Annotated in this window: 21 protein-coding genes; 5 read left to right on the plus strand and 16 right to left on the minus strand. The window is 73.0% G+C overall.

The features are described 5' to 3' along the window. Nucleotides 1-53 precede the first annotated feature (53 nt). Nucleotides 54-941 carry a YsnF/AvaK domain-containing protein gene (locus ACFFHC_RS09930; RefSeq protein WP_379805086.1) on the minus strand — a complete coding sequence of 296 codons (888 nt, stop codon included), beginning with the start codon at nucleotides 939-941 and terminating at the stop codon, nucleotides 54-56. A 254-nt stretch (nucleotides 942-1,195) separates the two neighbouring features. On the opposite strand from ACFFHC_RS09930, the gene ACFFHC_RS09935 reads away from it, so the two are divergent. Further along, nucleotides 1,196-1,603, plus strand: coding sequence for a hypothetical protein (locus ACFFHC_RS09935; RefSeq protein WP_101849990.1), 408 nt, complete (start codon nucleotides 1,196-1,198; stop codon nucleotides 1,601-1,603). Here ACFFHC_RS09935 and ACFFHC_RS09940 read toward each other — a convergent pair. From ACFFHC_RS09940 to pcrA, 4 genes are all read right to left on the minus strand, one after another. After that, nucleotides 1,590-2,891 (minus strand): cell division protein PerM, encoded by a 1,302-nt coding sequence (locus tag ACFFHC_RS09940; RefSeq protein WP_379805089.1) that lies wholly within the window; start codon nucleotides 2,889-2,891, stop codon nucleotides 1,590-1,592. The two genes, ACFFHC_RS09935 and ACFFHC_RS09940, sit on opposite strands and share 14 nt — an antisense overlap. 107 nt (nucleotides 2,892-2,998) lie before the next feature. After that, nucleotides 2,999-3,892, minus strand: coding sequence for a succinate--CoA ligase subunit alpha (gene sucD, locus ACFFHC_RS09945; RefSeq protein ID WP_070704303.1), 894 nt, complete (start codon nucleotides 3,890-3,892; stop codon nucleotides 2,999-3,001). A gap of 2 nt (nucleotides 3,893-3,894) precedes the next feature. Then, entirely contained in the window at nucleotides 3,895-5,079 is a 1,185-nt protein-coding gene (gene sucC, locus ACFFHC_RS09950; RefSeq protein WP_070704300.1) for an ADP-forming succinate--CoA ligase subunit beta, read from the minus strand. Nucleotides 5,080-5,217: 138 nt separating this feature from the next. Continuing rightward, the gene (pcrA, locus tag ACFFHC_RS09955) at nucleotides 5,218-7,704 is read right to left on the minus strand and encodes a DNA helicase PcrA (RefSeq protein WP_101850003.1); all 2,487 of its coding nucleotides are present in this window, start codon (nucleotides 7,702-7,704) and stop codon (nucleotides 5,218-5,220) included. Nucleotides 7,705-7,762: 58 nt separating this feature from the next. Between pcrA and ACFFHC_RS09960 the strand changes: the two genes are divergently transcribed. Then, on the plus strand, nucleotides 7,763-8,116 hold the full coding sequence (locus ACFFHC_RS09960) for a hypothetical protein (protein ID WP_070705624.1): 354 nt from the start codon (nucleotides 7,763-7,765) through the stop codon (nucleotides 8,114-8,116). A gap of 55 nt (nucleotides 8,117-8,171) precedes the next feature. On the opposite strand, the gene ACFFHC_RS09965 is transcribed toward ACFFHC_RS09960, so the two are convergent. Then, nucleotides 8,172-8,933, minus strand: a complete 762-nt coding sequence (locus tag ACFFHC_RS09965; RefSeq protein ID WP_101849993.1) for an NUDIX hydrolase — start codon at nucleotides 8,931-8,933, stop codon at nucleotides 8,172-8,174. A gap of 103 nt (nucleotides 8,934-9,036) precedes the next feature. On the opposite strand from ACFFHC_RS09965, the gene ACFFHC_RS09970 reads away from it, so the two are divergent. Next, nucleotides 9,037-10,131: a lysylphosphatidylglycerol synthase transmembrane domain-containing protein gene (locus ACFFHC_RS09970; RefSeq protein WP_168168509.1), complete on the plus strand. Its 1,095-nt coding sequence runs from the start codon at nucleotides 9,037-9,039 to the stop codon at nucleotides 10,129-10,131. A gap of 211 nt (nucleotides 10,132-10,342) precedes the next feature. On the opposite strand, the gene guaA is transcribed toward ACFFHC_RS09970, so the two are convergent. The 6 genes from guaA to guaB all read right to left on the minus strand — a co-directional run bounded on the left by guaA (nucleotide 10,343) and on the right by guaB (nucleotide 17,402). Further along, a complete protein-coding gene (guaA, locus tag ACFFHC_RS09975; RefSeq protein ID WP_141494695.1) occupies nucleotides 10,343-11,932 on the minus strand; it encodes a glutamine-hydrolyzing GMP synthase in 1,590 nt (529 codons plus the stop codon). 81 nt (nucleotides 11,933-12,013) lie between these two features. After that, a complete protein-coding gene (locus ACFFHC_RS09980; RefSeq protein WP_379805099.1) occupies nucleotides 12,014-12,394 on the minus strand; it encodes a DUF3817 domain-containing protein in 381 nt (126 codons plus the stop codon). Nucleotides 12,395-12,396: 2 nt separating this feature from the next. Continuing rightward, complete coding sequence (locus ACFFHC_RS09985) at nucleotides 12,397-13,227, minus strand: SURF1 family protein (protein ID WP_141494694.1); 831 nt, start codon at nucleotides 13,225-13,227, stop codon at nucleotides 12,397-12,399. Continuing rightward, entirely contained in the window at nucleotides 13,224-14,540 is a 1,317-nt protein-coding gene (locus tag ACFFHC_RS09990; protein WP_379805103.1) for a YncE family protein, read from the minus strand. Before ACFFHC_RS09990 ends, ACFFHC_RS09985 begins: the two co-directional genes overlap by 4 nt. 169 nt (nucleotides 14,541-14,709) lie before the next feature. Beyond that, complete coding sequence (locus ACFFHC_RS09995; RefSeq protein ID WP_101849995.1) at nucleotides 14,710-15,831, minus strand: GuaB3 family IMP dehydrogenase-related protein; 1,122 nt, start codon at nucleotides 15,829-15,831, stop codon at nucleotides 14,710-14,712. A gap of 74 nt (nucleotides 15,832-15,905) precedes the next feature. Beyond that, the gene (guaB, locus tag ACFFHC_RS10000) at nucleotides 15,906-17,402 is read right to left on the minus strand and encodes an IMP dehydrogenase (protein ID WP_070703657.1); all 1,497 of its coding nucleotides are present in this window, start codon (nucleotides 17,400-17,402) and stop codon (nucleotides 15,906-15,908) included. Nucleotides 17,403-17,554: 152 nt separating this feature from the next. Between guaB and ACFFHC_RS10005 the strand changes: the two genes are divergently transcribed. Then, complete coding sequence (locus ACFFHC_RS10005) at nucleotides 17,555-17,845, plus strand: WhiB family transcriptional regulator (RefSeq protein ID WP_070703659.1); 291 nt, start codon at nucleotides 17,555-17,557, stop codon at nucleotides 17,843-17,845. Between the two features lie 3 nt (nucleotides 17,846-17,848). On the opposite strand, the gene ACFFHC_RS10010 is transcribed toward ACFFHC_RS10005, so the two are convergent. From ACFFHC_RS10010 to ACFFHC_RS10025, 4 genes are all read right to left on the minus strand, one after another. After that, nucleotides 17,849-18,076 carry an RNA-binding S4 domain-containing protein gene (locus tag ACFFHC_RS10010; RefSeq protein ID WP_070703661.1) on the minus strand — a complete coding sequence of 76 codons (228 nt, stop codon included), beginning with the start codon at nucleotides 18,074-18,076 and terminating at the stop codon, nucleotides 17,849-17,851. 132 nt (nucleotides 18,077-18,208) lie between these two features. Beyond that, nucleotides 18,209-19,828 (minus strand): chaperonin GroEL, encoded by a 1,620-nt coding sequence (gene groL / locus ACFFHC_RS10015; RefSeq protein ID WP_070703663.1) that lies wholly within the window; start codon nucleotides 19,826-19,828, stop codon nucleotides 18,209-18,211. Nucleotides 19,829-19,936: 108 nt separating this feature from the next. Continuing rightward, nucleotides 19,937-20,233: a co-chaperone GroES gene (groES, locus tag ACFFHC_RS10020; protein WP_070706239.1), complete on the minus strand. Its 297-nt coding sequence runs from the start codon at nucleotides 20,231-20,233 to the stop codon at nucleotides 19,937-19,939. A gap of 201 nt (nucleotides 20,234-20,434) precedes the next feature. Beyond that, nucleotides 20,435-21,667, minus strand: coding sequence for a phospholipase D-like domain-containing protein (locus ACFFHC_RS10025; protein WP_202820481.1), 1,233 nt, complete (start codon nucleotides 21,665-21,667; stop codon nucleotides 20,435-20,437). Between the two features lie 94 nt (nucleotides 21,668-21,761). Between ACFFHC_RS10025 and ACFFHC_RS10030 the strand changes: the two genes are divergently transcribed. Further along, nucleotides 21,762-23,096 (plus strand): THUMP-like domain-containing protein, encoded by a 1,335-nt coding sequence (locus ACFFHC_RS10030; protein WP_379805112.1) that lies wholly within the window; start codon nucleotides 21,762-21,764, stop codon nucleotides 23,094-23,096. Nucleotides 23,097-23,164 lie beyond the last annotated feature (68 nt).

A 23,164-nucleotide genomic window follows, 5' to 3' on the forward strand; every position in this document is an offset into this window, starting at 1 on the left:
GGTGCGGGGGTCCCGGTCGTCAGCGACGGGCGTCGACCGTCCGGTGAGGGGTCTCAGCGACGGGTGCCGTCGACGTCCTCACCCTCGACCTCGACGCGCTCCTTGCGGACGGAGTCGGAGACCTCGACGTTCTCGGTGTGGCGCTCGGTCTCGATGCCGACCTCCTCCACCGCGACGGTCTCCTTGGAGACCACGGGGCGCTCGGACTCCAGGTGCACGTCGATCTCCTCCTCGCGGAAGGCCTCACCGTTGTCCACGGTGTTGCCGTCCACCGGGCGGGAGACGACCTTGGCCGACTCGGTGGTGACCGGCACGGTCACGGTCTGCTCCTCGGTGTCCACGTACTTGCGCAGACGCAGCTCGCCACCGTCGACGCGCTCGGTGCCCACGTTGAGGCGCTCCTCGTGGCGGACCATGGTGTCGTCGCCGGTGTCGACGCGGTCGGCCACGTCGCGGTCGGCGTCCACGCGGTCGCGGTCGGCGACACCGGCGGCAGCGGTGCCGGCGGCCACGTCGTCGCGGTCGGCGTCCACGCGGTCGCGGTCGGCGACACCGGCGGCAGCGGTGCCGGCGGCAGCGGTGCCGGCGGCCACGTCGTCGCTGCGACGCTCGGTCACCTCGGCGGAGTCACCGGACACCTCGTAGTAGCGGTAGAGCTCGCGCTCCTGCTCCACGTCCAGGTGCTCGTCGCCGTCCACGCGGGGGGCGTCCTTCACCTTGTCCTTGGAGTACTGGACGGTCAGGCCGTTGTCGGTGACGGTGGCACCGGCCAGCGGCACGAACGACTGCGAGGTGCCGAAGAGGCCCGTGTTGACGGTCACCCACTCGGGCTCGTTGGTGCGGTCGTCCAGGTAGATCTCACCGATGGAGCCGATCTTGTCGCCGTCGACGCTGTAGAGGTCGCCGTCGCGCAGGGTACGGAGCTGGTCCTTGCTGATCATGGTTCCTCCTAGCCGGCCCGAGGGACCGGTGGTCGTTTCCCCCTCGAGAGGGGCCTCACTCATCAACCTAGCCCCCTGACACCTGAGCGCAACCCGTGCAGCGGGCTCGAGACGTGCCCTCCGTCACGAGGGGCCGTCGTGTACTGTGCGCGCCCCGACCACCCCGGGGGACGCCCCCGCGCGAAGGCCCGGTGGAGCGCCCCCGCACCTCCTAGACTCGGCCCTCCACCGATCACTCGTCCTGCAGGAGACCCGTGAGCCAGCCCGCCCAGTCCCCCCGCGGCCGCGTGCCGGACGCGCCCAACCCCGAGGTGCTCCGCGACTCGCGGCGCGCCGGCCTGCTTCTGGTCACCGGTGCGCTGCTGGGAATGCTGGACTTCCCGCGCAACCTCGTGGCCGTGGTGGCGCTGCTGCCGGCCCTGTTCTTCTTCTTCCGCACGCTGCGGGCCCAGGCGGGGCGTGCCCCGCTGCCCACCGTGCTGTGGACCGCGCTGGGCTTCGTGCTCACCTCCATGCTCCTCGTCGGGGCGCTGGCGCCACTGCTCTTCCTCGACGCCACGGTGCGCGCCCACGAGTGCACCAGCGCGGCCAACACGCTGCAGGCCCTGGACGACTGCCGGGCCCAGTTGCCGGCCACGATGGAGCAGATCACCCAGCGCTGACGCGTCCGGCCTCCGCGCGCTGCGCCTCCGCGCGCTGCCGCACGTGGTCCATGGCCAACCGCAGCCCCACCCCCACCGCGAGCTCCGCGGCCAGCGCGAGTCCCCAGAGGGGATGCGGGTGCAGGCGCTCCAACGCACCGGGTGCGACCCCCACCCCCAGCAGCGGGCCCAGGGCGGTGGCCCCGATCCCCACGAGGGCGCAGGCCAGCAGGGCACGGGCCGCGACCCCCGGGGTGCCGGCCTCCTGCACGAACTGCTCGGCCTGGGCCCGGGCGACCGGCGGCAGGAAGGCTCCCACCGCCATCGGCACGAGCAGCACCGCCCACCACCACGGCGAGAAGGTCCCCTGCCCCGGGAGCGCTCCGAGCACGGGAACGGCCGGGAGGGCCAGATGCGGGGCGCCCCCGGGCGTGAACGCCCCCGACGGCACGACCACCCCGGGTCCGGCCAGCCACGCCGTGCCCCACCCCACGGCGGTGGGCAGCCACCCACCCTGGACGGCGGTGAGCACCACACCCGCTCCCCCATCGGCCCCGGTCACCCGGTGCACGGCCGCCACCTGCGGCCAGCGCACCACGAGGCAGGCCACCACCACGAGGGCACCGGCCACGGCCAGCCACCGCAGCGCCCGGCCCGCCGGGACGAGTGCGTCCTGGAGCAGCTCGCCGGCATCGCCCGGCCAGTCGGAGAACCACACGTCCCGGCGCGCGGGCGAGCAGGCCGTGACCAGGCCCACCACGGCGGGGAGGAGCGCCACCAGGAACAGACCCAGCACCCAGGAGCCGGCGGACCCGGCCGTTCCCAGCCGGCCGGCCAGCAGCAGGGGCAGGGCGTGCCCCACGAGGTAGCCCGCCGCCACGCCGGCCGCCGGCACCAGCACGACGTCGTCCCCCACGTCCTCGCCCGCCGCCGCCTCCACGCGGCCCACGAGGGTGCGCACCGAGCGCCAGACGCCCCAGGCCCCGACCAGCGCCAGCACCGTGGGTCCGCCGTGCAGGGTGAGCGTCTCGCCCTCGGGGCCGCTCGCGCCCACGGCCACCGCCGCACCGTGCGCCATGGCGCTGGCCCGCAGGCCGATGCCGATCGAGTCGCCGGCCGTCCACTGCGTGGACGGCGAGACCACCCAGGCCACCAGCACCATCAGCACGGCCAGCAGGTGCACCACGAGGGCCACGAGGAGGCCCCATCCCCCGCCGGCGACGAGGCCGGAGGCCAGGGGGGAGGCGGCAGGGGCAGCGGGCCGACGGGCGGCGCCACGACGGGCAGGGGCGGCGGAGGGGGTGGGCATCGGACCCATCATGCCGGCCGGCGGGGCACCCGGCGGGGCGAACCCGCCGGGGCACGCGGAAGGGGCCCGGTCCAGCGGACCGGGCCCCTTCGAGGGTCAGCAGGACGTCAGCCCTGCAGGCCCTTCATGATCTCGCGCATGCGCTCGGCGGTCTCGGACGGCGTCTTGCCGACCTTGACGCCGGCGGCCTCGAGGGCCTCCTTCTTGGCCTCGGCCGTGCCGGAGGAACCGGAGACGATGGCGCCGGCGTGGCCCATGGTCTTGCCCTCCGGGGCGGTGAAGCCGGCCACGTAGCCGACGACCGGCTTGGTGACGTTGGCCTTGATGTACTCCGCGGCGCGCTCCTCGGCGTCGCCACCGATCTCACCGATCATCACGATGGCGTCGGTGTCGGGGTCGGCCTGGAAGGCCTCGAGGGCGTCGATGTGGGTGGTGCCCACGATCGGGTCGCCGCCGATGCCGATGGCGGTGGAGAAGCCGAACTCACGCAGCTCGTACATCATCTGGTAGGTCAGCGTGCCCGACTTGGACACCAGGCCGATGCGGCCCGGGCCGGCGATGTCGGCCGGGATGATGCCCGCGTTGGACTGACCGGGGCTGATGATGCCGGGGCAGTTCGGGCCGATGATGCGGGTCTTGCCCGCCTTCTTGGCCTCGGCCCAGAACTCGGCGGAGTCCTGCACCGGGATGCCCTCGGTGATGACGACGGCCAGCTCGATCTCGGCCTGCACCGCCTCCAGCACGGCGTCCTTGGAGAACTTCGGCGGGACGAACAGCACGGAGACGTTCGCACCGGTGGCCTCCATGGCCTCCTTGACCGAGCCGAAGACGGGGACCTTGTGGCCACCCTCGAACTCGACCTCGGTGCCGGCCTTGCGCGGGTTCACGCCACCGACGACGTTCGTGCCCGAGGCGAGCATGCGCTGGGTGTGCTTCATGCCCTCGGAGCCGGTCATGCCCTGGACGATGACCTTGGAGTCGTTGTTCAGGAAGATCGCCATGCTCAGTTCTCCTTCGCGGCCAGCTCGGCAGCCTTCTCGGCGCCGCCGTCCATCGTGTCGGCAATGCTCACCAGCGGGTGGTTGGCCTCCGCGAGGATGCGGCGGCCCTCCTCGACGTTGTTGCCGTCGAGGCGCACGACCAGCGGCTTGGTGGCGTCGTCGCCCAGCATCTCCAGGGCCTTGACGATGCCGTTGGCCACGGCGTCGCACGCGGTGATGCCACCGAAGACGTTGACGAACACGGACTTGACCTGCTCGTCGCCCAGGATGACGTCCAGGCCGTTGGCCATGACCTCGGCCGAGGCGCCACCGCCGATGTCGAGGAAGTTGGCCGGCTTGGCCTTGCCACCGGTCTTGTCCTGGCCGGCGTAGGCCACGACGTCGAGGGTGGACATCACGAGGCCGGCGCCGTTGCCGATGATGCCGACGTTGCCGTCGAGCTTCACGTAGTTGAGGTCCATGGCCTTGGCCTTGGCCTCCAGCGGGTCGGCGGCGTCCTTGTCCTCCAGCTCGGCGTGGTGCGGCTGGCGGAAGTCGGAGTTGCCGTCGAGGGTGACCTTGCCGTCGAGGGCGACGATCTCGCCGTCCTCGGTCTTGACCAGCGGGTTCACCTCGACCAAGGAGGCGTCCTCCTCGGTGTAGACCGTGTACAGGGTCTTGAGGACCTCGGCGATCTTGTCCTGGGAGTCGGTGAAGCCGGCGGCCTCCACGATCTCCTTCGCCTTGGCGTCGTCCAGGCCCACCGACGGGTCGATCTCGATGCGGGCCAGGGCCTCCGGGCGCTCGACGGCGAGCTGCTCGATCTCGACGCCGCCCTCCTTGGAGCACATGGCCAGGTAGGAGCGGTTGGCGCGGTCCAGCAGGATGGAGAAGTAGTACTCCTCGGCGATCTTGGCGCCCTGGGCGATCATCACCTTGTGCACGGTGTGGCCCTTGATGTCCATGCCCAGGATCTGACGGGCGGCCTCCTCGGCCTCCTCCGGGGACTTGGCGAGCTTCACACCACCGGCCTTGCCACGACCACCGGTCTTGACCTGGGCCTTGACGACCACGACTCCACCGGACTTCTGCCCGATTCGCTCCGCGGCAGCCCGAGCGTCCTCGGGGGTGGTGGCGACCTCACCGGCCAGCACCGGAACCCCGTGCTTCTCGAACATGTCACGGGCCTGGTACTCGAAGAGATCCACGAGTTGACACCGTCCTCACGATTTCGACTGTTGTTGCCGGCCCGCGTGCACGGGCCTGCCTCCGGTGACTCTAGTCCCTCACCGTGCACCGGCTCCCGGCGGTCGATGCGACCTGGATCACGCCCCGGCGCGTCGTGGTCAGAGCTTCTCGACCGGCGCGTAGCGCAGCAGCAGGCGCTTGGTGCCGAGCTCTCCCCCGAAGTCCACGTGCGCCATCGCCTTGTCGCCGGCACCGTCCACGCGCACCACGGTGCCCAGGCCGAACGAGTCGTGGGTGACGCGGTCCCCGGCCTCGAGCGCCACGACCGTGCGCGTGCGCTCCGGCGCGATGCGGCCGGCCAGGCGGGCGACCCCGGGCTGGCTCGTGGGGGCGTGGGCGGCAGCGGCCCCCTCGCGCTCCCAGCGCAGCAGGTGCTCGGGCAGCTCGGCGAGGAAGCGCGAGGGCGGGTTGTACTGCGGCGAGCCGTAGGCCGAGCGGACCGTGGCCCGCGAGAGGTGCAGGCGCTCACGGGCGCGGGTGATGCCCACGTAGGCCAGCCGGCGCTCCTCCTCGAGCTCGTCGGGGTCGTTGAGCGAGCGCATGTGCGGGAAGGTGCCGTCCTCGAGGCCGGTGAGGAAGACCACCGGGAACTCCAGCCCCTTGGCACTGTGGAGGGTCATGAGGGTGACCACGCCCCTGCCGTCGTCCTCCTCGGCACCGGCGTCGGTGTCGGCCACCAGCGAGACCTGCTCGAGGAAGGCCGCCAGGTGCTCGGTACCGCTGGCGGTACCGGCGGAGGGGCTGTCGGGGTCGGCCGCGGCCTCGTCGAACTCGCGCCCCACGGAGACCAGCTCGGCGAGGTTCTCCAGCCGGCTCTCGTCCTGCGGGTCGTCGGAGTCGCGCAGCTGCTGGGCGTAGCCGGTCTGTTCCAGCACCGCCTCGAGGACGTCGGCCACCCCGCCACCGGCCTCGGCCACGGTGCGCAGCGCCTCCAGCAGCGCGGAGAAGCCCTGCACGGCCCGCAGCGAGCGCACCGCGAGCCCGGGGGCGTCCTCGGCGCGGCCGAGCGCGGCGACGAAGGGGATGCGCTCCCGCTCGGCCAGGGCCACCAGCGCCCCCTCGGCCCGGTCGCCGATGCCGCGCTTGGGCACGTTGAGGATGCGGCGCAGGTTGACCGTGTCGAGCGGGTTGACCAGCACCCGCAGGTAGGCCAGGGCGTCCTTGATCTCGCGGCGCTCGTAGAAGCGCGTGCCGCCCACCACCCGGTAGGGCAGGCCCACGCGGACGAAGACCTCCTCCAGGGCACGGGACTGCGCGTTGGTGCGGTAGAACACCGCCACGTCGCCGGGCACGGCCTTGCCGGCGTCGACGAGGTCGTCGATGCGCTCGGCCACGAAGCTCGCCTCGTCGTGCTCGTTGTCGGCCACGTAGGCCACGATCTGCTCGCCGTCCCCGGCCTGCGACCAGAGGTTCTTGGCACGGCGGCGCTCGTTGCGCTCGATGAGCGTGTTGGCCGCGGTGAGGATGGTCTGGGTGGAGCGGTAGTTCTGCTCCAGCAGGATGGTGCGCGCCTGCGGGTAGTCGGTCTCGAACTCGATGATGTTGCGGATGGTGGCGCCGCGGAAGGCGTAGATGGACTGGTCGGCGTCACCCACCACGCACAGCTCGGCCGGCGGCACCTGGTGCTCGCCGGGCTCCTGTCCGGACTCGAGGCCGCCGGTCGCCCCGGCGCCGCCGGTGAGCTCGCGCACCAGCACGTACTGGGCGTGGTTGGTGTCCTGGTACTCGTCCACCAGGATGTGGCGGAACCGGCGGCGGTAGTGCTCCGCGATGGCCGGGAAGGCCTGCAGGATGTTGACCGTCGTCATGATGAGGTCGTCGAAGTCCAGCGCGTTCGCCTCGCGCAGGCGCTGGCTGTAGCGCGTGTACACCTCGGCGATGGCGCGGTCGTACGGGTTGTCCCCGGCCGCCGCGGCAAAGGCCTCGGCGTCGACCAGCTCGTTCTTGGCCGCGGAGATGCGGTGCCCCACCGCACCGGGCGGGAAGCGCTTGGGGTCCAGGTCGAGCTCGCGGACCACCAGGCTGAGCAGGCGGGTGCTGTCCGCGGCGTCGTAGATGGAGAAGGTGGAGCGCAGGCCGATGGTCTTCGCCTCGCGCCGCAGGATGCGCACGCAGGCCGAGTGGAAGGTGGACACCCACATGGCACGGGCGGCCGGTCCCACGAGGGACTCCACCCGCTCGCGCATCTCGGCGGCGGCCTTGTTGGTGAACGTGATGGCCAGCACCTGCCCGGGGTGCACGCCGCGGTGCCGCAGCAGGTGGGCGATGCGGTGGGTCAGAACGCGGGTCTTGCCCGACCCGGCCCCGGCGATGATGAGCAGCGGGCTGCCGCTGTGGAGCACCGCCTCACGCTGCGGCGGGTTGAGCCCCTCGAGCAGGTCCTCCTCCGAGGCCGGGGTCGCCGGCGCCCCGGGGCGCCGGACCCGCGCCGAGCCGGTGGACGGCGGCGGGCCGTCCGCCCGCGCCCAGTCGGGCACGCCGTCGGCCCCCACCCCCGGCTCCCCGGCCCCGGCGGGGGACCCCCCCTCGCTCCCGGACGGTGCCGTGGTGCCGAAGAGGTCGAGTTCTGCGAAGGGGTTGCTCATGGTGGACCCATCGTAGGTCGCTGCACCGACGACCTCGGCCGCTCCTACGATGGCCGGCATGCACATCGTCTACGAGCTCCTGGCCTCCCTCCACCTGCTGGGCATGGCGGCCCTGGTGGGCGGCTGGCTCGTCTCCCTGCGCGCGGACGTGATGAACACCGTCATGGTCTGGGGCGCCCGGCTCCAGCTGCTCACCGGCGTGCTCCTGGTGGGCCTGGCCGAGGCCGACGGCCGCGAGCTGGACCACGTGAAGATCGGTGTGAAGCTCGTCATCGCCCTGCTCGTGCTGGCCCTCGCCGAGGTGGCCGCCAGCAAGGAGCGCCGCGGCGAGGAGGCCCCCTCGGTGCGCAACGCCGCCGGTGGGCTGGCCGTGCTCGACGTGCTCGTGGCCAGCCTCTGGCACCTCCTCTGAGAACGCGGCGCCCGCCCTCCCCCTGCCGGCGCGGCCCCTGACGAGGCCCGCCGGCTCAGCCGGCCGGTCGCTCCCCCAGCCGCCGCGCCCGGGCCGCCACCGCCCGCCGAAGGTCCTCGGTGTTGCGCCGGATGCGACCGCCCACCCGCTCGTCGTCCAGGTCCACCCATGCCGCACTCGTGGTGGAGCCCCCCACGTCGTGCACCACGGGCTCGGCCACCCGGTCGGCCTCCGCCACCCAGACCAGGCTGATGCCGTGGTAGTCCTCCAGCTCGCCCTCACCGGTGGTGCCGCGCCCGGTCCACGAGCGCACCGCGAGCGGCTCGGCCCTGGCCAGCGCGTGACCGGTCTCCTCCCACACCTCGCGGGCGAGCGCCTCCTCGAAGGTCTCCCCCGGGTCCACCCCACCACCGGGCCAGTTCCAGAACTCGGTCTCGCTGCGGGCGTCCCACAGACCGGTGAGCAGCACCTGGGTGCCCGCCGGGTCGAACACCACCGCGTGCGTGGCCACCCGCTGCCGGCGCACCGTCGACTCGGCCTCCACCACCATGCCCGGAGCGCTCGCGGCGGGAAGGTCCCGCGGGTCGTACCCCGCCGTGTGGTCCAGCACGAGCGGCCGCTCCAGGGCCCCGCGCGCCTCCCGCAGGTCGCCGGCGGCCACCCGCGGCGCCGCCCCCTCGACGGCCGGCGCCCCCAGCTCGGCGGCCAACCAGGTGGGGTCCACGCCGTGCCCCACGGCCAGCACGGCCTCCCCCACCCGGACGAACAGCGGTACCCCGCCCGTCGGGTCGGGCCGGTGGTAGGTCACGTCGCTCATGCGCCCCATCCCACCACGGGCTGACACCCCCACCGGGACACGACGCCCCCGCGGTGCCCGAGTGCCACCGCCCCGCCCCGGGCGTGAGGGAGGATGGCGGGCGATGAGCGAGCACCCCGCCACCCCGGCCCCCGACACCGTCGAGGACGACCTGGACCCCCAGGGCGCCCCCCTCTCCCCGGCCCGCATCGCCTCCGCGTTCGTGGGGCTGGCCGTGGCCGGCGTCATCATCGTGTGGGGCCTGCCCTGGATCGCCGACACGAGCTGGAGCCAGATCGGCACCCAGCTGCGCCGCCTGAGCACCTCGGACATCGCGTGGCTCACTGGCCTCACCTCGGCAGCGGTGCTCTGCTACACGTTCGTGATGACCGGGTCCATCCGTGGGCTGCGCACCGGGCAGGCCGTCATCAGCAACCTCGTGGGCACGATGATCTCCACCACCTTCCCCCTCGGCGGCGCGGTGGGCGTGGGCGCCACGTATGCAATGTTCCGCAGCTGGGGCTTCGCCCGCAAGGACGTCTCCTCGGCCCTCACCGTGATCGGCGTGTGGAACATCCTGGGGCGGGCCGCCCTGCCGGCCATCGCCGCAGCGTGGATGCTCTGGGAGGCCGTGGGCACCCTGCCGCGCCAGGTGGTCTTCGCCCTCACCGTGGGCGGTGTGGCCGGCGGCGGACTGCTCCTCTTCTTCGTCCTGGCCGTGGCCTCGCGGACCGTGGCCGGGTCGCTGGGGTCGTCCATCGGCTGGCTGGCAAGCCCCTTCATCGGACGTCTCGAGGTGGAGCGCGACGACTTCCGCCGGGTGGCGCTGGAACTCCGCGAACGCATCGCCACCACCGTCCGCACCGGCGGGTGGACCATGACCGCCGGGATGGCCGGATTCCTCGGCCTCTACGGCGTGGTGTTCTGGCTGTGCCTGCGCTTCATGGGCGTGGACATCTCCCCCGTGCAGGCCTTCGCCGCCTACGCGGTGGGGCGCCTGCTCACGGCCTTCCCGGTGACCCCCGGCTCGATGGGGGTCACCGAGGCCGGTGCCCTGGCGATCCTCGTGGCCGGCGGGGCCTCACCGGCCGGTGCCTCGGCCGCGGTGCTGCTGTTCAGCCTCTTCACCAACGTGCTGCACGTGCCCGCGGGCCTCGTGGCCGGCGTCGTGTGGATCCTCACCGCCGGCCGGGCCGGCAACCGCCCGGGCACCCCCTAGCCCGGAGGAGCCCCTCGCACACAGAGATCCGCCTGCGCGGTCCAAGGGTGCGCCCCGTCGGGCGGGCACGTGGACCACAGACGGATCTCCGGGCGGTCAGGGGAGGGGGACCTGCGCCTCACTCCCACCTCACCGAGTTCGGCTCCGCCTCACTCCCACCTCACCGAGTTCGGCTCCGCCTCACTCCCACCTCACCGAGTTCGGCTCCGCCTCACTCCCACTCAATGGTTCCCGGCGGCTTGCTCGTCACGTCGAGCACCACCCGGTTCACCTCGTCCACCTCGTTGGTGATGCGGGTGGAGATGCGCTCCAGCACCTCGTAGGGCAGACGCGTCCAGTCGGCGGTCATCGCGTCCTCGGAGCTCACCGGACGCAGCACGATCGGGTGGCCGTAGGTCCGCCCGTCGCCCTGCACGCCCACCGAGCGCACGTCGGCCAGCAGCACCACCGGGCACTGCCAGATCGTGTCGTCCAGGCCGGCGGCCGTGAGTTCCTCGCGCGCGATGGCGTCCGCCGCCCGCAGGGTCTCCAGGCGGTCGGCCGTCACCTCGCCGATGATGCGGATGCCCAGGCCCGGGCCGGGGAAGGGCTGACGGGCCACGATCACCTCGGGCACGCCGAGCTCGCGGCCGATGGCGCGCACCTCGTCCTTGAACAGCATGCGCAGCGGCTCCACGAGGCCGAACTGCAGGTCGTCGGGCAGGCCGCCCACGTTGTGGTGCGACTTGATGGTGGCCGTGCCCGCACCGCCCCCGGACTCCACGACGTCCGGGTAGAGGGTGCCCTGCACCAGCCACTTCACCGGGTGCTCGTCGTCGGCGTGCTCCCCCGCCCGACCGGCCACCACGTCGCGCGCCGCCTGCTCGAAGGTGCGGATGAACTCCCGGCCGATGGTCTTGCGCTTGGTCTCCGGGTCGGTCTGGCCGGCCAGCGCGTCGAGGAACTGGGCGGTCGCGTCCACGGTCACCAGGTCGACGCCGGTGGCCGCGACGAAGTCCTGCTCCACCTGCTCGCGCTCGCCGGAGCGCAGCAGGCCGTGGTCCACGAACACGCAGGTGAGCTGGTCGCCGACGGCCTTCTGCACCAGGGCCGCGGCCACCGAGGAGTCCACGCCGCCGGACAGGGCGCAGATGACGCGGTCCTCGCCGACCTGGGCGCGGATGTCCTCCACGAGCGTCTCGATGACGTTCTCGTTGGTCCAGCGGCCCTCCAGGCCAGCCCCCTCGCGCAGGAAGTTCTCCAGCACCTGCTGGCCGTGGGCGGAGTGCATGACCTCCGGGTGCCACTGCACGCCGAAGAGGCGACGCGCACGGTCCTCGAAGGCCGCGACGGGCGCGCCCGGGGTGGAGGCGGTGGTGGTCATGCCCTGCGGGGCCTCGCTCACCGCATCGCCGTGGGACATCCACACCGACTGCTCGGTGGGCTGGCCGGCGAAGAGCACCGAGTCCACACCCGGGACCACGGTGGCGGGGGTCGAGCCGTACTCGCGCTGGCCGGTGTGGGCCACCCTGCCGCCGAGCGCCTGGGTCATGGCCTGGAAGCCATAGCAGATGCCGAACACCGGCACCCCGGCCTCGAGCAGGCCCTCGGCCAGGCGCGGGGCGCCGTCGGCGTACACCGACGACGGGCCGCCGGAGAGGATCAGCGCGGCGGGCTCCTTGGCGAGCACCTCCGCAGCGGGCATGTCGTGCGGGACGACCTCCGAGTACACGTCGGCCTCACGCACCCGGCGGGCGATGAGCTGCGCGTACTGGGCGCCGAAGTCGACGACGAGGACGGGGTTCGTTTGGAGCTCGGTCACGGGGCGCAGCCTACTGGCAGCGCGAGCGCCCACCCGGTGCGGGTGGGCGCTCGCGCTGGTGGCTGGCCGGGGTGTCGGGGCTCAGTCGCGCAGGTCCCGGCGGGTGGAGCGGAAGGGGCCGTCGACCTGCAGGCGCGCGTCCCGGGTGACCGTGCGCTCCATGACGAACGACCAGAAGGGGATGCAGCCCGAGAGCATGATCCACAGCATCCGGCCCAGGCCCCAGTGCAGGCCGAAGCAGAGCACGGCGGTGGCCACGGCGTAGGCCATGAAGATGAACCCGTGGATGGGCGACCAGACCTGGCTGGGCCGGTCCATGCCGAAGCCGTACTTGGCCACCATCACCCCGATGAGGATCAGCAGGGCGACGGACTCCACGAAGGCCAGCACCCGCCACACCGTGAGCTTGGGGCGGATGGTGGGGTCGTCCGCGCTGTGCGGTCGCATGATCGGCTGGGCCACGGTCACTCTCCTGAGTCTGGGGTCTCGGGGGACGAGGCTACCTGCGCCTGCCGGGACTCGTCGTACAGCATGCGCACGGCGACCCACAGGCCGAAGACGGCGAAGAGCCACCACTGCACGGCGTAGCCGGCGTTCTGCCAGTCGATGCCGGAGACCTCGGGGGGCGGCGGGGGCACGGCCCGCATGCCCGGGGAGGTCAGCGGCAGCTTCCGGCCCCCGGCGTCCGCGTGGTCGCCGAACAGGTAGCCGTTGTGCAGGGGCGTGGGCCAGGTGTTCACCAACCACGCGAGGTCCACCGAGTCGTGTCGCTCCTGCGAGCCGCCGATGGCACCGGCGGGGGCCTCCCCCGCCTCGAGGGCGCCGGTGAGCTCCACCTGGCCGCGCAGGTCCTGCGGCAGGGCCGGGGCGTGCGCGGGCGGCTCCCCGGGCACGAAGCCGCGCAGCACGGCCAGGCTCGCGCCGGCGGAGGTCTCGAAGCGGGAGACCACCCACGACCCGTCCGCACCGTCCAGCCGGCGGTCCGGCACGAGGAACTGCTCGCCGGTGAAGCGCCCACTGGCGGTCACGGTGCGTCCGCGCTCAGGGGCCGGGAAGGAGCTGCCCACCGGGAGCACCTCCTCCAGGGCCACGACGGGCCGGTCCTGCGCCTCCCGGAGCGCCTGCTCACGGCCGTCGGCCGTGGCGTTGTGGAACTGCCACAGGCCCAGGCGCCAGAAGGCCACCAGCAGCACGAGGACGAGCAGCGCCAGCCCCCACCACCGCGGGGTGGACCGGAAGTACCGCCACGCGCGGGCGTGCCGGCCGGGGCCGGCAGCGGTCCCGCCCGCCGTCATCGGGAGGTGGCGGTGTCGTCGAACACCTGGATGGAGCCGGTGTAGTTGGCCAGCCACACCTTGTGCGTGGCGTCGTCATAGGTGACGCCGATGGGGTGGTGGCCCGCGGGCACCTCCTGGACCTCCTCCATCGTCTCGGTGTCCACCTTGCTCATGGTGTCGCTGTAGTAGTTCACGACGTAGAGCGCGGTCCCGTCGCCCGAGACGTCCATGGAGCGCGGCTCGTTGCCGGTGTGCACCTGCCCCAGCACCTTGCCGGTCTCGGCGTCGAGCTTGACCACGCGGCTGGTCTCGAACTGCTTGTAGGCACCCGAGGCCACCACGTAGAGGTACTTCCCGTCGGGCGAGACCACGACGTGGCGGATGCGCTGTCCGGGGGTGGCGAAGACCTCCGCCTTCGTGGACCCCTTCTCGATGCGGTAGAGGTTCGGCGTGCCCATGGCGGTGGCGAAGGCCGTGCCGTCGGGGGCGTAGGCGATGCCGCGGGCCCAGCGGCCCAGCGGGACGCGGCCGGTCTCCTTGCCGGACTCCATGTCGATGACGGACAGGTCGTAGTCGCACCAGTTGGAGACGAGCATCGTCTTCTCGTCGGGGCTCAGCGCCGCGTACTTGGGCACGGCTCCGGCCTCGATGGCGCCGGTGACCGTGCCGGACTCCACGTCGACCTCGTAGACGTACCCGTGGTCGGTGACCTCGCCCTTCTCGCACAGGTCGTCGCCGTGCGGGGTGAAACCCTTGCCGTACATCTGGTAGTTGGTGACGTAGGCGGTCTGCCCGTCCTGGCTGAACGCCGCCTCGACCGGCGCCCCCTGCACCGTGCCGCCCTCGAGCCCGAACTCCCCCAGGTCCACCTCGTCGCTGACGGTGTGCACCAGGTCGTGGCTGGTGGCGTCGTACACCGTCATCGTGTGCTGGTACATCATGTTGTTGGCGATGACCCGGCCACGGTCGTTGGAGACCACGGACTTGGGGCGGATCGCGCCCTTGATCACGTCGACCTGCTTGAGGAAGGTCGTGTTCGCGGGCTTCTCCGGGTCGCTCGGCTCCAGCGGCTCGCTCGGCGCGGGGGTCTCGGAGGCACCCTGGGAGGGGGCCGGGGACTGCCCGTCCGACGTGCCGCCGGTGTCGTCACCAGAGGACGCGTCACCCTCCGGCGCCGAGGGGGTCCCCCCCGACTGCTCGGGCGCCGGGCTGCTCGGGGAGGGCGCAGCGGTGTCCTGGCCGGCGTCCTCGCCCCCGCACGCGGCGGTGGTCAGCAGGAGCGCCGTCGAGGCGGCCAGGGCCGCGCGGCGGCGGGTGCGGGTGGTGGTCACGGGTCCTCCCCAGGGTGCGGGATCCGGCGGGCCAGGGCGGCTCCCCGCCGGCGCGCCCGGTCACTGGGCGCGTGACGCCGAGGGTACCCGCGACCCTGCCGGCCGCCGGAAGCGGGAGGCCCGCTGCCGGTGGGGCAGCGGGCCTCGCGGGGTGGGGTGCGCGGCGGGCTCAGGAGCCCTGGTAGGGCGCCAGCACCACCTCGACGCGCTGGAACTCCTTGAGGTCGGAGTAGCCGGTGGTGGCCATGGCGCGGCGCAGGGCGCCGATCATGTTCGTGGTGCCGTCGGCGGTGTTGCCCGGGCCCAGCAGGATCTCCTCCATCGTGCCCACGGTGCCCACCTGGACGCGCTCGCCGCGGGGCAGCTTCTCGTGCCACGCCTCGGCACCCCAGTGGTAGCCGGCGCCGGGCGCGTCCTGGGAGCGGGCCAGCGCCGCGCCGAGCATCACGGCGTCGGCGCCGCAGGCCACGGCCTTCACCACGTCGCCGGAGCGCCCCATCGACCCGTCGGCGATGACGTGCACGTAGCGGCCGCCGGACTCGTCCATGTAGTCGCGGCGGGCGGCGGCCACGTCGGAGACCGCCGTGGCCATCGGGGCGTGGATGCCCAGCGTGAGGCGGGTGGTGTGTGCGGCGCCGCCGCCGAAGCCGACGAGCACGCCCGCCGCACCGGTGCGCATGAGGTGCAGGGCGGCGGTGTACGAGCCGGCCCCGCCGACGATCACCGGCACGTCGAGCTCGTAGATGAAGCGCTTGAGGTTGAGCGGCTCGGCCTGGCTGGAGACGTGCTCGGCCGAGACCGTGGTGCCGCGGATGACGAACAGGTCGACGCCGGCGTCGACCACGGCCTTCCAGTGCTGCTGGGTGTTCTGCGGCGAGAGCGCACCGGCCACCGTCACCCCGGCCTCGCGCAGCTGCGTGAGGCGGGCGGCGATGAGCTCGGGGCGGATCGGCGCCGCGTAGGCCTCACGGAGCGTGGCGCGCGCGTCGGCATCCGGCGCCTCGGCGATGCGGCGCAGCAGCGGCTCCGGGTCCTCGTGGCGGGTCCACAGGCCCTCCAGGTCGAGCACCGGCAGGCCACCCAGGCGTCCGAACTCGATCGCGGTCTGGGGCGACATCACCGAGTCCATCGGCGCCGCCATCACCGGCAGGTCGAAGTGGTAGGCGTCGATCTGCCACGCGGTGGACACCTCCTCGGGGTCCCGCGTGCGACGGTTCGGGAGCACCGCCACGTCCTCGAAGGAGTAGGCGCGACGCGCCCGCTTGCCACGGCCGATCTCGATCTCGTTCACGCCAGCCACCCTACCGGCGAGGGCCTCGACCGGTGCACCGGTCGAGGCCCTCGTCATCGCGCGGGGGCGCGGGGTCAGCGGGAGGTGTAGTTGGGGGCCTCCATGACCATCTGCACGTCGTGCGGGTGGGACTCCACGAGGCCCGCCGAGGTGATGCGGACGAACTGCCCGTTGGTCTTGACCTCGGCGATGGTGCGCGCACCCACGTAGAACATCGACTGACGCAGGCCTCCCACCAGCTGGTAGACCACGGCGGCCACCGGACCGCGGTAGGCCACCTTGCCCTCGATGCCCTCGGCGATCACCTTGTCGTCGTCGGACACGTCGCCCTGGAAGTAGCGGTCCTTGGAGTAGGACACGCCGCGGCCGCGGGACTGCATGGCCCCGAGCGAGCCCATGCCGCGATAGCTCTTGAACTGCTTGCCGTTGATGAACATCATCTCGCCGGGCGACTCCTCGCAGCCGGCCAGCAGCGAACCCACCATCACCGCGTCCGCCCCGGCCACCAGCGCCTTGGCGATGTCGCCGGAGTACTGCAGGCCACCGTCGGCGATGACCGGGACACCGGCCGGTCCGGCAGCCCGCGCCGCCTCGTGGATCGCGGTGATCTGGGGGACGCCGACGCCGGAGACGACGCGCGTGGTGCAGATGGAGCCCGGGCCCACGCCCACCTTGACGGCGTCCGCGCCGGCCTCGACGAGGGCCTGCGCGCCGGCGCGGGTGGCGACGTTGCCCGCCATCACGTCGACGTGCGCGGCCGACGGCTCGGCCTTCAGGCGGGCGACCATGTCGCACACCCCGCGGGAGTGGCCGTGGGCGGTGTCGACCACGAGGAGGTCCACGCCGGCCTCCACGAGGGCCATGGCGCGCTCCCAGCTGTCGCCCCAGAAGCCGACGGCCGCACCCACCCGCAGGCGCCCGGCGTCGTCCTTGGTGGCCAGCGGGTACTGCTCGGTCTTGGTGAAGTCCTTGACGGTGAACAGGCCCTTGAGCACGCCCGCCTCGTCCACCAGCGGGAGCTTCTCGATCTTGTGCTCGGCCAGCCTGGCCAGGGCGTCGTGCTTGTCCACGCCCACCGGGGCGGTCACCAGCGGGGTGCGGGTCATGACCTCGCCCACGCGGCGGCCCATGTCGGTCTCGAAGCGCAGGTCGCGGTTGGTGATGATGCCCACGAGGCGCCCGCCCTCGTCGACCACCGGCAGGCCGGAGACCCGGAAGCGGCCGCACAGCTCGTCGACCTCGGCGAGGGTCGCGTCCTCGGTGGTGGTCACCGGGTCGGAGATCATGCCGTTCTCGGAGCGCTTCACGCGGTCGACGGCGGCTGCCTGGTCGGCGATGGAGAGGTTGCGGTGCAGGATGCCGATGCCGCCCTGCCGGGCCATCGCGATGGCCATGCGGGCCTCGGTCACGGTGTCCATGGCCGCCGACAGGAGGGGCACGGCGACCTCGATGCGCTTGCTGATGCGGGTGGACGTGGCCACCTCGCTGGGGATCACGTCACTCTCGTGGGGGAGCAGCAGGACGTCGTCGTAGGTGAGTCCGATGGGCGCGAAGGTGTCCGGGTTCTCCATGGCACGAGTTTATCCGCGCCACGGTTGTGGTACATGTCACACACCGGGCCTGCATGGTGCCGGGGCTCCCGGGGTAGACCCCTCCCCGTGGGCGGATCCCCCCCCACCACGGACGACCGCCCGTAGACCAGCGACGCAGACGAGGTTCCTTCTTGGACAGCACGGCACGCCAGCCCGGACCGGTCGCCGACCTGTGGGACTGGCAGCACGAGGGGCTCTGCCGGACCACCGACCCCGAGGAGTTCTTCCACCCCGAGGGTGAGCGGGGCGAGCGCCGCCGACGCCGCGACGAGCGCGCCAAGCGCGTGTGCCGGCGCTGCCCCGTCATCGAGAAGTGCCGCGAGCACGCCCTGGCCGCCCGCGAGCCCTACGGCGTGTGGGGCGGCCTCACCGAGGGCGAGCGCGAGGAATTGCTCGACCGCTCCGAGCTCAAGGGCGCCTGAGGCTCAGCCCCGCTCCACCCGGATCTCCCCCACGGGGGTGCCCACCACCTGGCCGGGCCGCACCTTGCGCCCCCGCTGCGTGCACACCTCGCCGTCCAGGGTCACGTCGCCGGCCTGGATGACCTCCCGCGCGATGGCGCCGTCGTCCACCACGTTGGCCAGCTTGAGCACCTGACCCAGCTGGATGTGCTCGTCGGTGATGGTCACGGTCAGCGCGTCTGCCTGGCTCATGGGGCCAGTCTCCCCCATCGGCTGCGCCCGGCTCCCCCTCCCGCCGGCCGGCACGGCGACGGGGCCGGGGTCCGTGGTGGACCCCGGCCCCGTGGCCGGTCGACGGGTCACGCGGCGCGCGACCCGCGGGACTCAGTGGCTGTGGCCGTGCCCGTGGCCGTCCTCGTCGTCCTCCTCGGCGGGCTTGTCCACCACCAGCGTGTCGGTGGTGAGCACCAGGCCGGCGATGGAGGCCGCGTTGCGCAGGGCGGAGCGGGTCACCTTGACCGGGTCGATGATGCCGGCGGCCACCATGTCGACGTACTCGCCGGTGGCGGCGTCCAGGCCCTCGCCCGCCTTCGCCTCGGCCACCTTGGCGGCGGCCACGTGGCCCTCGAGGCCGGCATTCTCGGCGATCCAGCGCAGCGGCTGGTTGAGCGCGGCCTGCACGGTGCGCACGCCCACGGCCTCGTCACCGGAGGTGGAGGACAGCAGCTCCCCGAGGGAGGTCGCGGCCTGGGTGAGGGCGGTGCCACCACCGGCGACGATGCCCTCCTCCATGGCCGCACGGGTCGCCGCCACGGCGTCCTCGATGCGGTGCTGCTTCTCGGTGAGCTCGGTCTCGGTGTGGGCGCCGACCTTGATGACGCACACGCCGCCGGCCAGCTTGGCCAGGCGCTCCTGCAGCTTCTCGCGGTCCCAGTCGGAGTCGGTGTTCTCGATCTCCTTGCGGATCTGGGTGACGCGCTCCTCCACCGCGGCGGCGTCGCCGCCACCGTCGATGATGGTGGTGCTGTCCTTGGTGATCTGCACGCGGCGTGCCTGGCCGAGGGACTCGACACCAGCGGAGCTCAGCTGCAGGCCGACCTCCTCGGAGATGACCTCACCACCGGTGAGCACGGCGATGTCCTGCATCATCGCCTTGCGGCGGTCACCGAAGCCGGGGGCCTTCACGGCGGCGACCTTGAGGCTGCCGCGCACGGTGTTGACCACCAGGGTGGACAGGGCCTCGCCCTCCACGTCCTCGGCGATGATGACCAGCGGCTTGCCGGTCTCGACGACCTTCTCCAGCAGCGGCATGAGGTCGGCGATGTTGGAGATCTTGCCGCCGTGCAGCAGCACCAGGGCGTCCTCGTGGACGGCCTCCATGCGCTCGGCATCGGTGACGAAGTAGGGCGAGAGGAAGCCCTTGTCGAACTGCATGCCCTCGGTGTAGTCGAGGGTCAGCTCGGTGGTGGAGGACTCCTCCACGGTGATGACGCCGTCCTTGCCGACCTTGTCGAAGGCCTCGGAGAGCAGCTCGCCGACCTCGGGGTTCTGGGCGGACAGGGCCGCGACCTTGGCGATCTCGTCCTTGCCCTGCACCGGGCGGGCGGCGGCGGTCAGGTGCGCGTCGACGGCCTGGACGGCCTTCTCCATGCCGCGCTTCACGCCGGACGGGCTGGCGCCGGCGGCCACGTTGCGCAGGCCCTCGCGCACCATGGCCTGGGCCAGCACGGTGGCGGTGGTGGTGCCGTCGCCGGCGACGTCGTTGGTCTTGGAGGCGACCTCCTTGACCAGCTGGGCACCGAGGTTCTCGTAGGGGTCGTCCAGCTCCACCTCACGGGCGATGGTGACGCCGTCGTTGGTGATGACCGGCTGGCCGTAGGCGCGCTGCACCACGACGTTGCGGCCCTTCGGGCCCAGGGTCACCTTGACGGTGTCGGCGAGCTGGTTCACGCCGCGCTCCAGCGCCTTGCGTGCGTTGTCGTTGAACTCGAGCATCTTGGCCATGGATGGCCCTCCTCGCGGGAAAAGTCGGGGGTACGGCGCGAGCCACGCCCGCCCTCAGGGCTCGGGCGTGGCTCGCGGGTGGGCGCCGTCGGTGCGGCGCCGGGGAACTCAGCGCTCGATGATGGCCAGCACGTCGCGGGCGCCCAGGATGAGCACCTCCTGACCGTCGTACTTGACCTCGGTGCCGCCGTACTTGGAGTAGATGACGCGGTCGCCGACGGAGATGTCCATCGGCACGCGCTCGTCGCCGTCCTCGTTGAAGCGGCCCGGGCCGACGGCGATGACCTCGCCCTCCTGCGGCTTCTCCTGGGCGGTGTCCGGGATGACCAGGCCGGAGGCGGTGGTCTGGGCGGCCTCGACGGCCTTGACGACGATGCGGTCCTCGAGGGGCTTGATGGTGGCCATGGGACCTTCCTCTCTCTGGGAGTGGCGCCGGGCGGGGCCCGGGGCCGGGGTGCGGTGTTCAGTCGGCGCCGTCGGGGTGGTCGCTGCCGGGTCCGTCGCGGTGGCCCCGGAGCTGGCACCCGGTGGCGCTGAGTGCCAGCACCAAATCTAGGGCGGCCTCTGGCACTCGGTCAACTCGAGTGCCAGAGGCCACCGGGGCGCTCAGAGCAGGGGCTGGAGCGGCTGCAGGAGCCGCTCGATGCCGCGGGCCCACCAGGCCCTGCCCCGCCACTCGGCCAGTGTCAGCTGCCGGCAGTTGGTGAGGTCGCGGCGGAAGATCTCCTGCATGTGGGCGGCCTGCCCGGCGTCGAGGATCTCCAGGTTGACCTCGTAGTTGCCGGTCAGCGAGAGCCGGTCGATGTTGGCCGTCCCCACCGTGACCCACACGCCGTCGACCACCGCGGTCTTGGCGTGCACCATCGCGTCCTGGTACAGCCACAGCTCCACCCCGCCGGAGAGCAGCTGCTCGAAGTAGTAGCGCGCCACCCAGTCGGCCACCACGTGGTTGGAGCGCTCCGGGAGGATCACCTTCACGTCCACCCCCCGCCGCCGGGCGCGGAGCAGCTCCTCGAGGATCTCCCTGTCGGGGATGAAGTAGGCCTGCGTGATCCAGATCGTCTCGTCGGCCCGGTCGATGGCCTCCAGGTACATGCCCCGGATGGGGAAGAGCAGCCGCGAGGGCGCGTTGCGGTGGGCCTGCACCGGCAGCCCCCAGGCCCGGCTGCGGCCGTCGCTGAGCTCGGGCTGGTCCTCGTGCCGGTGGCGGTTCCAGAAGTCGATGAAGACGTTGACCAGCTCGGCCACCGCTGCCCCGGTGACCCGCACGTGGGTGTCGCGCCACTGCGTGGCGTACTCCTGGCCCACGTTGTAGCCGCCCACGAAGCCGACCTCCTCGTCCACCACGAGGATCTTGCGGTGGTCGCGCCCCCAGTGGCGGGGACCGAGCAGCACGTCCGGGGTCACCACCGGGTACTCCAGCGTGTGCACGCCCGGCGGCCAGCGCTTGAACTCCCGCGGCACCACGAGGTTGGCGAACCCGTCGAAGACCACGTGCACGGCCACGCCGCGCTCGGCGGCCTCGCAGAGGGCCTCCTTGAAGGCCCGGCCCACGGCGTCGCCCTTGAGGATGTAGCTCTCGAAGAAGATCTCGCGGCGCGCCCCGCGGATGGCCTCGAGCATGTCGGCGAAGACGTCGCGCCCGAAGGTGTAGGTGGTGATGGTGGTGCGGTCCAGCGAGCTCTCCACCGGCTCCACGGTGGGGAACGAGATGACCTCGGGACTGCGGCGCTTGCGGCGGCGGTTGCTCACCACCAGTCCCGCGACGACGGCCGCCTGCGCGACCGCCTGTGCCCCGAGCCCGTAGGCCACCACCTTCGCGACGGTGCGGTGCGGCACGTCCCCTCCTCGACTCGGCTCCTGGCGTTGGGCCAGTCTAGGGCGGCGCGGCCGGCCCCCGGGGCGGGCCACCGGCGGTGGGAGACTGCCGCCCATGAGCCACGCCCCCGACCCCGATGACCCCCTGGCCGGCGTCGACCTGCTGCGGAGCGTGGCCCCCGGATCCGACCCCGCGCTGGACGCCCTCGTCGCCGAGGCCCGGGCCACCGGGGACGCGTTCGCCGCGGCCGCCCTGCTGCGCGGCGCCGGCTTCGCCCCCGAGCGGGCCGCCGCCGCCCTCTCCCAGGCCGAGCTGCGCGCCACCGGCACCGCCAAGCTCGGTGAACGCGCCGCGGGGATGCTGCTCACCCGGGCCGGTCTGGAGCAGGCCACGCGCTGGCAGGTGGCCGAGCTGCACGGGCGGGTCCTGGCCGCCGCCGGCATCGAGCAGGTGACGGATGTGGGGTGCGGGCTGGGGGCCGACACCTGGGCGCTCACCCGGCACGTGCCGGCGGTGACCGCCCTGGAGGCCGATACCGAGACCGCCGCCGCCGCGGCCCACAACCTGGCGGGCACCGGTGCCGTGGTGGAGCACCGCGAGGTGGACGCCTCGTGGCAGCCGCCCGCCGCCCCCGAGGCGGCCCGCTGCGCGCTGTGGTTCGACCCCGCCCGCCGCACCGGGGTGGCCGACGCCCGGGGACGCGCCCGCCGCGTCAGCGGACCGACCGGTCTGCGGCCCTCCCTCGAGCTGGTGACGACGCTGGCCGGGCGGGTGGGCCTCACCGGTTGCAAGGTGGGGCCCGGCTGGCGCCACGGTGACGTGCCCGCCGGGGCCCACGCCCAGTGGGTGAGCCACGACGGCGACCTCGTGGAGGCCGTGCTCTGGATGGGCCGGGCCCTCGCCTCCCCCGGCGGAGCCCCCGACCCGCTGCGCCCGGTGGCCGGGGCGCACTCGGCCACCCGTCTGGACCACGACGGCACCGTGCTGGCGCACACCGACTCCACCGCCCTGCCACCCTCCCCCGCCGGCATGCCCGGCCACCGCGTGCTCACCAGCGAGGACGAGCTGGGCACCCACCTGTGGGAGCCCGATCCCGCCCTGGCGCAGGCCGGGCTGGTGGGCGTGGTGGCGGGCGGCGCCGCAGAGGCCCGGGCGGCCGAGCTGGGTACCGGCGTGGGGTGGATGACGGCCGACCTGCCGGGCGACCCCGCGTGGGTGCGCACCCACCGTGTGGTGGAGGTGATGGCGCCCCGCCCCAAGGTGCTCTCCGCGTGGGCCCGCCGCCGGGAGGTCGGCGAGCTGGTGCTGCGCAAGCACGGGTCGTCGCTGGACCCGGCCGTGGTGCGCCAGCGGATCCGGACCCGGGGCGACCAGCGCCGGGTGCTGCTGCTCACCCGCATCGGGGACCGGCAGGTGGCCGTCGAGACCGAGGCCCCGGCGGAGCCCTAGACTCTGCGCGGGTGACGGTGACCGGGGGACGTCCCGGGGCGGTCGACCCAGCCGAGTCCCGCACCCGC

Source organism: Kytococcus schroeteri, from assembly GCF_042433515.1.
GTDB lineage: Bacteria > Actinomycetota > Actinomycetes > Actinomycetales > Dermatophilaceae > Kytococcus > Kytococcus schroeteri.

Coding starts and splice junctions, on each gene's coding strand:
- ACFFHC_RS09930 (WP_379805086.1), bottom strand. CDS start 941: ATGATCAGCAAGGACCAGCTCCGTACCCTGCGCGACGGCGACCTCTAC.
- ACFFHC_RS09940 (WP_379805089.1), bottom strand. CDS start 2,891: ATGCCCACCCCCTCCGCCGCCCCTGCCCGTCGTGGCGCCGCCCGTCGG.
- sucD (WP_070704303.1), bottom strand. CDS start 3,892: ATGGCGATCTTCCTGAACAACGACTCCAAGGTCATCGTCCAGGGCATG.
- pcrA (WP_101850003.1), bottom strand. CDS start 7,704: ATGAGCAACCCCTTCGCAGAACTCGACCTCTTCGGCACCACGGCACCG.
- ACFFHC_RS09960 (WP_070705624.1), top strand. CDS start 7,763: ATGCACATCGTCTACGAGCTCCTGGCCTCCCTCCACCTGCTGGGCATG.
- ACFFHC_RS09965 (WP_101849993.1), bottom strand. CDS start 8,933: ATGAGCGACGTGACCTACCACCGGCCCGACCCGACGGGCGGGGTACCG.
- ACFFHC_RS09970 (WP_168168509.1), top strand. CDS start 9,037: ATGAGCGAGCACCCCGCCACCCCGGCCCCCGACACCGTCGAGGACGAC.
- ACFFHC_RS09985 (WP_141494694.1), bottom strand. CDS start 13,227: ATGACGGCGGGCGGGACCGCTGCCGGCCCCGGCCGGCACGCCCGCGCG.
- guaB (WP_070703657.1), bottom strand. CDS start 17,402: ATGGAGAACCCGGACACCTTCGCGCCCATCGGACTCACCTACGACGAC.
- ACFFHC_RS10010 (WP_070703661.1), bottom strand. CDS start 18,076: ATGAGCCAGGCAGACGCGCTGACCGTGACCATCACCGACGAGCACATC.
- groL (WP_070703663.1), bottom strand. CDS start 19,828: ATGGCCAAGATGCTCGAGTTCAACGACAACGCACGCAAGGCGCTGGAG.
- groES (WP_070706239.1), bottom strand. CDS start 20,233: ATGGCCACCATCAAGCCCCTCGAGGACCGCATCGTCGTCAAGGCCGTC.
- ACFFHC_RS10030 (WP_379805112.1), top strand. CDS start 21,762: ATGAGCCACGCCCCCGACCCCGATGACCCCCTGGCCGGCGTCGACCTG.